Below are 8,634 nucleotides of genomic sequence, written 5' to 3'. Positions count from 1 at the left end.
ACAAAATCAATTGAAAAGAAAACAATACAAATCAAAAAAGCTGAACAATGATAACATTGTTCAGCTTTAATTTATAAATTTAATCCTTTAATAATCTGTATCGGTTATTTAGGACTAGACAAAAGCTTTTATAAAGAAACCCCCCGTCTCCAAGGAATAAAATCATTTTGGTTTAATAATTTGGCTTTTGTTTGAATTTCTCCACTTGCTACTTTAATAATAAATTCAAGCATTTCATCAGCCATTTCTTCTATTGTTTTTTCACCACGTATTACAGCTCCAGTTTCAATATCAATAATATCAGGCATACGCTCTTTAAGCTCTGTGTTTGAAGATACTTTTATGATTGGTGCTATGGGGTTGCCTGTAGGCGTTCCTAAGCCTGTAGTGAATAAAACCACATTGGCCCCAGATCCTACCAATCCGGTGGTGCTTTCTACATCATTTCCCGGTGTGCACAATAGATTAAGACCTGGTTTCGTAATATATTCACCATAGTCTAAAACATCTTGCACAGGGGATGTACCGCCTTTTTTAGCTGCTCCTGCCGATTTCATGGCGTCTGTAATCAATCCATCTTTGATATTTCCTGGTGATGGATTCATATCAAAACCAGAGCCCGCATCAACAACAGATTTTTCGTAAGCTTTCATTAACTGTAAAAACTTTTTACCATCTTCATCATCAACACAACGATTGACCAATTCTTGTTCTACACCACATAATTCTGGAAATTCGGCTAAAATGGCAGTTCCATTAAGTGCTGCTAACAAATCTGATACCGCTCCTAAAGTGGGGTTTGCAGATATTCCTGAAAACCCATCGGATCCACCACATTCTAAACCTACTTTAAGTTTAGATAAAGGTGCTGGTTTCCGTTCTGCAATATTTGCTTTTTTAATGGCTTCAAAAGAATCTTTTACGATAGCAGATAGCATATCTTCAACGGTTCCCATTTTTTGTTGCTCATAGATAAGAACAGGTTTTTTTAGGTTAGGGTTGATGGCATTCAATGCTTTTTTGAATATATTTATTTGAAGATTTTGACATCCTAAACTTAACACGGTGGCACCCGCTACGTTTGGATTGTTTACATAACCCGCTAATAAGCGAGCTAAACTTTCTGAATCTTGGCGAATACCACCACAACCACCAGGATGTGTAATGAATTTTACATCTATATTTTCAAAAACATCTGTTGTTGTTGGCGCTACTGCCGATTCTTCTTTACCACTAACCAACGAACGAAGTAGGTTCTGGTATGGATTTACTTTTTGTTTTAAAAGTTCCTTTTCGAAAACGTCTTTTAAAATTTCAATGTTACGGTTTTCACAAAAGACCAATGGGAAAAATAGCCATACGTTTTCTGTTCCTACTTGCCCGTCTTCTCTATGGTATCCCAAAAAGGTTCTGTCTTTCCATTTATCTACATTTGGCGCTGTCCAGTTGAAAGTTTCGGTTCTTCCAAATACTTTTTCACTTTGATGTTTCACGTTTTCGGTAGTTAAAACATCTCCTTTTTCAATATCACCATTTGCCGAACCTACTAAAACACCATACATAATGATTCTAGCACCCGACTCAAATTTTTCCAAAGCTATTTTATGCTTCGATTTTGTATCAGACAGTACTTTAATGTCTTGTCCTTCAAAAGAAATTACTTCTCCTGCTGTTAAATTTACTAAAGCAACTGCAACATTGTCTGATGCATTTACTTTTATTATTTTCTTTTGCATACTAATAATTTACAATTAGTTCTGTTTTAAAACTTTTTGCTGTAATTAGCAAATCCTGCTTCAATACCGTTCGTATCAATTTCTTTTAGAGCTAAACCAACGGCTTCGGTTAAGTTTTCAATTTTAGTTAAATCTTCACCCCAATAGTCTTTAATACTGAGGGCGTTTTTAGCTACTTCTGTGTAATCTTTTGACTCCCAAATTTTGGAAAAAGTGGTTATTATATCATCACTGTCTTGAACTGGTAATGCTTCACCATGCCAAGTGCCTTTGTAAAAGCGTATTAAACATGCAAACGCAAATGTTAAGTTGGTTGGCATCTTTTTATGGATTTTTATATATCCAAGTAAACTTGGTAGTACTCTTACAGTAAATTTAGAGATTGAATTTAAAGCAATGCTGGATAAATTGTGAATGATGAAAGGGTTTCTGAAACGATCAAATATTTCTTCAGAGAAACTATTTAGTTCCTCTTTATCCATTTCAAGAGTATCATTAATTTCATCAAAAACAGCTTTGTTAATAAAAGGTCCTGTAAATGCACCATCAACAGATTGTTTCACTGTTTTGTTTCCGTGCAGCAACGAAAAAGGTACCATAGCTGTATGTGCACCATTTAAAATCCGAACTTTTCTGGTTCTATAAGGTTGCATATCATTAACAATCTTAACATCCAAATCTGTTTTATGGAATGGTAATTTTGCTTTTAAAGCGTCACCACCTTCAATAACCCAAAGCAAAAATACTTCGGCAGCTACTATTAAATTATCTGCATAATTTAATTGGGCGTTGTATGATTCGATTTCATCTTTTGGATAGCCTGGTACAATTCTATCCACTAAAGTACTGTGAAATGAATTGCTTTCTAATATCCAATTTTTAAAAGCATCTCCTAAATTCCAATCTGAAATGTATTTTAAAATAATCTCTTTTAAGGTTTCAGAATTATGATTGATTAATTCACACGGGATGATAGTTAAACCTTTACTAGCATCTCCTTTAAAATGCTTGAAACGTTCGTGCAAAAGCACCGTTAGTTTTGCAGGAAATGAACTTGGTGGTTGCATTTCTAGTGTGTCTGAACCTACATAAGCAATACCAGCTTCGGTAGTATTTGAAATAATAAATTCTAATGATGGCTCTTTTGCCAAACTTAAATAATCTTGAAAATTGGCATACGGATCTACCGCTTTAACGATGTTGGAAATCAGTTCTACTTCTTGGATTTCTTCACCTTTTTTAACACCTTTCATAAAAAGTGTGTATAGTCCATCTTGATCGTTTAGCATTTTCACTAAACCTCTATCAATAGGTTGCACTACAGCAATTCCTGCATTAAAATCAGTAGTTTTATTCAGTTCTTGAAATGCATATCCTATAAAAGCTCTTAAGAAATTGCCTTCACCAAATTGCACTACTTTTATTGGAAGCTTTTCTTCCAAACCAACATTCTTTCTGTTTAATTTATTGATTGTTAACATATTATTGCTTTTGAATAATTAATTTTTTTTATTATAAATCTGTTATAGGTCTGTATTTTGGTACTAAAGTTTTCATAACCGTCCAACCTATTAAGTAACAAACGGCACATATTGAAAAAATAATAAAATAGCCTGCTTCAATTCCTTTGAATCCCATGAATGACAAATTTGTATTTTCACTAAAATCAAATAAAACACCAGAACCTTTATTGATAACAGTAGAACCTAGTCCTCCGGCTAAACCTCCAATGCCTGTAACTGTGGCAATTGCTTTTTTAGGAAACATATCGCCCACCGTTGTGAAAATATTTGCGGACCAAGCTTGATGTGCCGCACCTGCAATTCCAATAATTATTACAGGAATCCAATAGGTAAAATGTCCTAAAGGTTGGGCTATTAAGGCTAATAAAGGGAAAAATGCAAAAATTAGCATGGCTTTCATTCTTCCTTCATATGGGTTCATTCCTTTTTTATCTACGAAATAGGTGGGTAGCCATCCACCGATAATTGAAAGCAAGGTTATAGAATATAGAATAAATAGAGGGAAGGCAGCTTGGGTTGAATCCATTCCGTAAACCGAACTTAAATAGGCTGGTGTCCAGAATAAGAAAAACCACCAAACGCCATCAGTCATGAATTTACCAAAAGCGAAAGCCCAAGTTTGTTTGTATATAAAACAGTCTAGTAAAGAAACTTTTTTTGCGCTTTCAGGAACATATCCCACTATTTTACTATCAGAAATGGCGTCTTGTTGAATGTATTCTAATTCAGCGGCATTTACTTTTGAGTTTTTTTCTGGCTTTTCATACATAAATACCCAAAAACCCATCCATACAAAACCCAAAGCTCCAATAATGATGAAAGACATCTCCCAACCATAGGATTTAGCAATAAAAGGAATTGTAATAGGTGCAGCTAATGCGCCAACAGTTGCTCCTGCATTAAAGATACTTGTAGAAAAAGCGCGGTCTTTTTTAGGAAAATATTCCGCAGTAGTTTTAATGGCAGCTGGAAAATTCCCAGCTTCTCCTAAAGCTAAAACGAAACGGGCAAAAATGAAAAGAGTAACACTTACAGATATTATTAGACCTGTATCGTTAACTGTACTAATAATTTCTTTTGCTTTTTCAAAGCCTACAAACCATTCCCCTGTTATATAACCAGCAGTTGCAATACCAGCAAGAGCGTGTAAACAAGCCCCAACAGACCAAACTCCGATGGCCCAAAGAACCCCTTTTTTGGTATCCATGATATCTACAAAACGACCAGCAAATAATAAGGAAACCGCATAAAAAATAGAGAACAAAGCTGTTATATTTCCGTAATCATTGTTGTTCCAATGAAATTCGGGAGCTATGAAGTCTTTCCATGTTAAAGAAAGAACTTGCCTGTCCAAATAATTTATGGTAGTTGCCATGAATAGAAGTCCACAGATGGTCCATCTAAATTTTGTTGCTTTTGCTGTGTTATCTCTATCTGTAGCCATTATTATATTATCCTATAAATTAAAATATTCTTTAGCATTGTTATAACTAATGTCTGAAACCATTTTGCCAATCCATTCCATATCATTTGGTAACTCGCCTCTTTTTATCTCATCACCTAATAAATTACATAAAATACGTCTAAAATATTCGTGTCTTGGAAACGATAAAAAGCTACGCGAATCTGTTAACATACCTACAAAACAACTAATTAACCCCATGTTTGAAAGAGCATTTAACTGTTTGGTCATGCCATCCTTTTGATCTAAAAACCACCATCCAGATCCAAACTGCACTTTTCCTTTTACGCTTCCATCATTAAAGTTACCTATCATGGTAGCCATCACTTCGTTATCGGCAGGGTTTAAGTTGTAAATTATAGTTTTTGTTAGTTTATCCTTGCTGTCTAAAGCATTTAAGAAAGCTGATAGTTTTTGTGCTTGAGGATAATCGCCTATAGAGTCCCAACCAGTATCAGGGCCTAAAATGCGGTGCATGCGTGCATTATTGTTTCTTAACGCTCCTAAATGAAATTGCTGAACCCATCCATATTCATGATAGGTTTCACATAAAAACACTAATATTGCACTTTGAAATTTTAAAGCCTCCTCATTACTAATTGATTTGTTCTCTCTTTTCTTTTTGAAAATAGCATTGACTTCGCTTTCGGTATAATTTTCGAAATATATTTGATCCAAACCATGGTCGCAAAGCTTACATCCATTAGCATTAAAAAATTCAATTCTGTTTTTTAAAGCGGAACACAAATCAGAAAATGTGTTAACAGATACACCGGCAATAGACCCTAAGGAGTCTATATAATTGTTATATCCATCATTCAAAATTAATATAGCTTTATCAGGTCTGAAAGCAGTACTAACTTTTACATCAAAACCACTTTTTTTCAATTTTTGATGATGTTCTAAAGTATCGGTAGGATCTTCGGTGGTACATACAAACTCTGCATTTACTTTTTTAAGTAGCCCTCTGCAACTATAACCATCAGAATTAAGTTTCTCTTGGGTTTGTTCCCAAATTTTTTCGGCAGACTTTTCGTTTAGCAAATCGTAAATATCGAAATACCTTGCAAGCTCTAGATGTGTCCAATGATAGAGCGGATTACGCATGGTATACGGCACTGTTTTAGCCCAATTTAAAAACTTATCTTTATCTGAACTGTTGCCTGTAATAAACGCTTCGTTAACACCTAAAGTACGCATGGCACGCCATTTATAATGGTCGCCATTTATCCAAACATTTGTAATATTGTTAAACGTTACATCATCAGCAATTTGCTGAGGAGGTAAGTGATTATGATAATCTATTATAGGCTGATTTTTAGAATAATTATGATATAATTCTTCAGCGTATTTATTTTCCAGTAAAAAATTGTCGTGTATAAATTTTGTACTCATAATGTTTTTTTTTGGGAATTAATCTTCGTTTGATGGCTTTCCAATAGTTGCCAGTATGCCACCATCAACATAAACAACATGCCCGTTTATAAAATCACTGGCACTAGAACTCAGAAATATGGCTGCTCCCTGTAAATCATCGGGGTTTCCCCAACGTCCAGCGGGTGTTCTACTTATAATAAAATCGTTAAAAGGATGTCCATCAACTCTTATGGGTGCCGTTTGGCTTGTCGCAAAATACCCTGGTCCAATACCGTTAGTTTGAATGTTATATTTTGCCCATTCGGTGGCCATACTTCTTGTTAACATTTTTAATCCTCCTTTGGCGGCTGCATACGCACTTACTGAATCTCTGCCCAATTCGCTCATCATAGAACAAATATTTATTATTTTGCCACCGCCTCTTTCAATCATACCTTTCGCTATAATTTTTGAAACTATAAATGGTGCGACTAAATCTACTTGGATAACAGCATTAAAATCTGCTACTTCCATATCAATGATAGAGGTACGTTTTATGATTCCTGCATTGTTAACCAAAATATCAATCGGCCCAACTTCTTTTTCTATTTTTGTTACAGCCTTTTTAACTACGTTTTCATCAGTTACATCAAATGCATATCCATAAGCGTTAAGTCCCGAAGCTTTATATTCCGCAACAGCTCCATTTAATTTATTGATTGAGTTATTGTTCACTACAATGGTTGCTCCAGCGTTTCCAAGTCCTTTCGCCATGGCCATGCCTAAACCATGAACAGCTCCCGTAATTAATGCTACTTTCCCTGTTAAATCAAATAGGTTTATTGACATAATTTTTATTTTAACTCTCCTTTTTTACAAACATCCTTGCTTCCACTATCTAAATGCTCTTCAGCTATCCATCTTTCATAATGAGAATAAACCAAATTCGATTTATGCGATTCTAATAAGTTTTCAATTAAGAACTGCTCTCTCATAATTCGGCGAAATCATATTTTATACACCTTTCCGATTTGAAGCTTATTGCAAGTTATAATTTGACATATTTAAAATATAGGCTGTAATCGATTGCACAAATTTAGAATAAATTATGATAAATCCAATTATTTAAGGTTTGTTTTTGAAAATACTTTATTGTTTTGTACTATGAATTGATAAGAAAATAACCAAATAAGATGGTTTTACTCTTTGTAATTGGATAGGGCGGTCCAAGTATACCACCTACAGTGGCCGAAAGTGAACCGCTAAAGTAAAGAAATAAACAGATTTAGAAACTACATCGGAGGTGTATAGAATTTTGTAGACTTATTTAAGGGTGGGTATAGTGTGATAAAGTTTAAAGAAAAGAGTTGTCTTTAGTAGTCGGTCAAATCATAATCGAAGCCACTAATTGTCAAATTGATGATTGGTGGCTTTTTTTAATTGTTATTTCAAACCCATTGCAGCACATTCCCCTGCATTCTGCGAAAAGCGCCATTCCGGGAAAATCGCTTCATTGGAAATCTTGGACACCATCCACATGTTTGACTTTCCACTGCGCTAAACCTTTCCGCTTCGCTGGAAAGGAACACTTCATTCCCAAGTAAAACATGTGAATGAAGTCCGCCAGAGCAGAACACGCATCAACCCATGGGTTCTTTTAAATGTACATCGGAAATCCCAGCCCCATGTTTTATTAACGGCAGTATCCGCAAAGCCTTCTCGGGGCTTTGCTGGATCCTGCCTAAAACCACGGGGCCGCTCTTAACCATTTTAAGGGGTTTTATAATGTATGGCGCCTTGGCTGTTTTTCGGGGCATCGAAAAACAGGCGGGACATAAGCACTCCTAATAAAACCTTATTCGCTTATGTTGCTCAACAGCCCGTACGCCCCAACGCAAACAGGTTTTAAAGGATTGCTAATGCCCCAGTGGAACTTGTCAAGCCTGTACAAGTTTTAAAAAAAAATAAGGTTTCCACTTCCTTGAAAACCCAAGGGTTTTACTACGTCGCGGAGCCTCCTGATTTTGTTTTAAAAGCCTTGACAAAACCCACGCCATCCATGGGGTCGTTTCACGGGAGAAATTGAACAAAACGCCCCTTAAAATGGCATTGAAATTCCCAAGAAGATGGGAGCCCGCCATTGAATAGGGGAAATATTAACCTTTTAATTTTTAACATCATGAGTACATTAAGAAACAGAGTACAGTTGATTGGTCATGTAGGGGCAGACCCCGTTATGACCAATTTGGAAAGCGGAAAGAACCTGGTTCGATTTTCATTGGCAACCAATGAGACCTATAAAAATGCCAAGGGCGAAAAACAGACCAATACCGATTGGCACCATATCGTGGCATGGGGCAAGACCGCGGACATTATCGACAAGTACGTAAGCAAGGGCAAGGAAATCGCCATTGAGGGCAAGCTGACCTCAAGGAATGAACTGCCCCCAAAAAGTTAGACACTATTTGAGGGTATTTTTATGGAAAGAAAAGTCAAGTACAATTACGATTTTAAACTTCGTTGCGTAAAGGAAGTGTTGAAAAATCATCAAACAGTA

The 8,634-nt window shown here is 35.7% G+C and carries 7 protein-coding genes; 1 reads left to right on the top strand and 6 read right to left on the bottom strand.

All coding sequences use genetic code 11. The features are described from left to right. Window positions 1–128: 128 nt before the first annotated feature. Genes J8H85_RS18525 through J8H85_RS18500 form a run of 6 tightly spaced genes read right to left on the bottom strand, consistent with a single transcriptional unit; the run spans window position 129 to window position 7,072 of the window. Window positions 129–1,736, bottom strand: a complete 1,608-nt coding sequence (locus J8H85_RS18525; protein WP_209657158.1) for a UxaA family hydrolase — start codon at window positions 1,734–1,736, stop codon at window positions 129–131. A 26-nt stretch (window positions 1,737–1,762) separates the two neighbouring features. Continuing rightward, on the bottom strand, window positions 1,763–3,208 hold the full coding sequence (locus J8H85_RS18520; RefSeq protein ID WP_209657159.1) for a tagaturonate reductase: 1,446 nt from the start codon (window positions 3,206–3,208) through the stop codon (window positions 1,763–1,765). A 40-nt stretch (window positions 3,209–3,248) separates the two neighbouring features. Continuing rightward, entirely contained in the window at window positions 3,249–4,703 is a 1,455-nt protein-coding gene (locus J8H85_RS18515; protein WP_209657156.1) for an MFS transporter, read from the bottom strand. Window positions 4,704–4,715: 12 nt separating this feature from the next. Beyond that, on the bottom strand, window positions 4,716–6,116 hold the full coding sequence (gene uxaC, locus J8H85_RS18510; protein ID WP_209657154.1) for a glucuronate isomerase: 1,401 nt from the start codon (window positions 6,114–6,116) through the stop codon (window positions 4,716–4,718). An 18-nt stretch (window positions 6,117–6,134) separates the two neighbouring features. Then, window positions 6,135–6,926, bottom strand: a complete 792-nt coding sequence (locus tag J8H85_RS18505; RefSeq protein ID WP_209657152.1) for a gluconate 5-dehydrogenase — start codon at window positions 6,924–6,926, stop codon at window positions 6,135–6,137. Window positions 6,927–6,931: 5 nt separating this feature from the next. After that, window positions 6,932–7,072, bottom strand: a complete 141-nt coding sequence (locus J8H85_RS18500; RefSeq protein WP_209657150.1) for a hypothetical protein — start codon at window positions 7,070–7,072, stop codon at window positions 6,932–6,934. A gap of 1,184 nt (window positions 7,073–8,256) precedes the next feature. Between J8H85_RS18500 and J8H85_RS18495 the strand changes: the two genes are divergently transcribed. Beyond that, the gene (locus tag J8H85_RS18495) at window positions 8,257–8,535 is read left to right on the top strand and encodes a single-stranded DNA-binding protein (RefSeq protein ID WP_209657149.1); all 279 of its coding nucleotides are present in this window, start codon (window positions 8,257–8,259) and stop codon (window positions 8,533–8,535) included. The last annotated feature ends 99 nt before the right edge of the window (window positions 8,536–8,634 follow it).

Source organism: Mariniflexile gromovii, from assembly GCF_017814435.1.
Classification (GTDB): Bacteria; Bacteroidota; Bacteroidia; order Flavobacteriales; family Flavobacteriaceae; genus Mariniflexile; species Mariniflexile gromovii.
The sequence above is the reverse complement of the archived record's forward strand: the minus strand, read 5'-3'. Positions and strand labels throughout refer to the sequence as shown.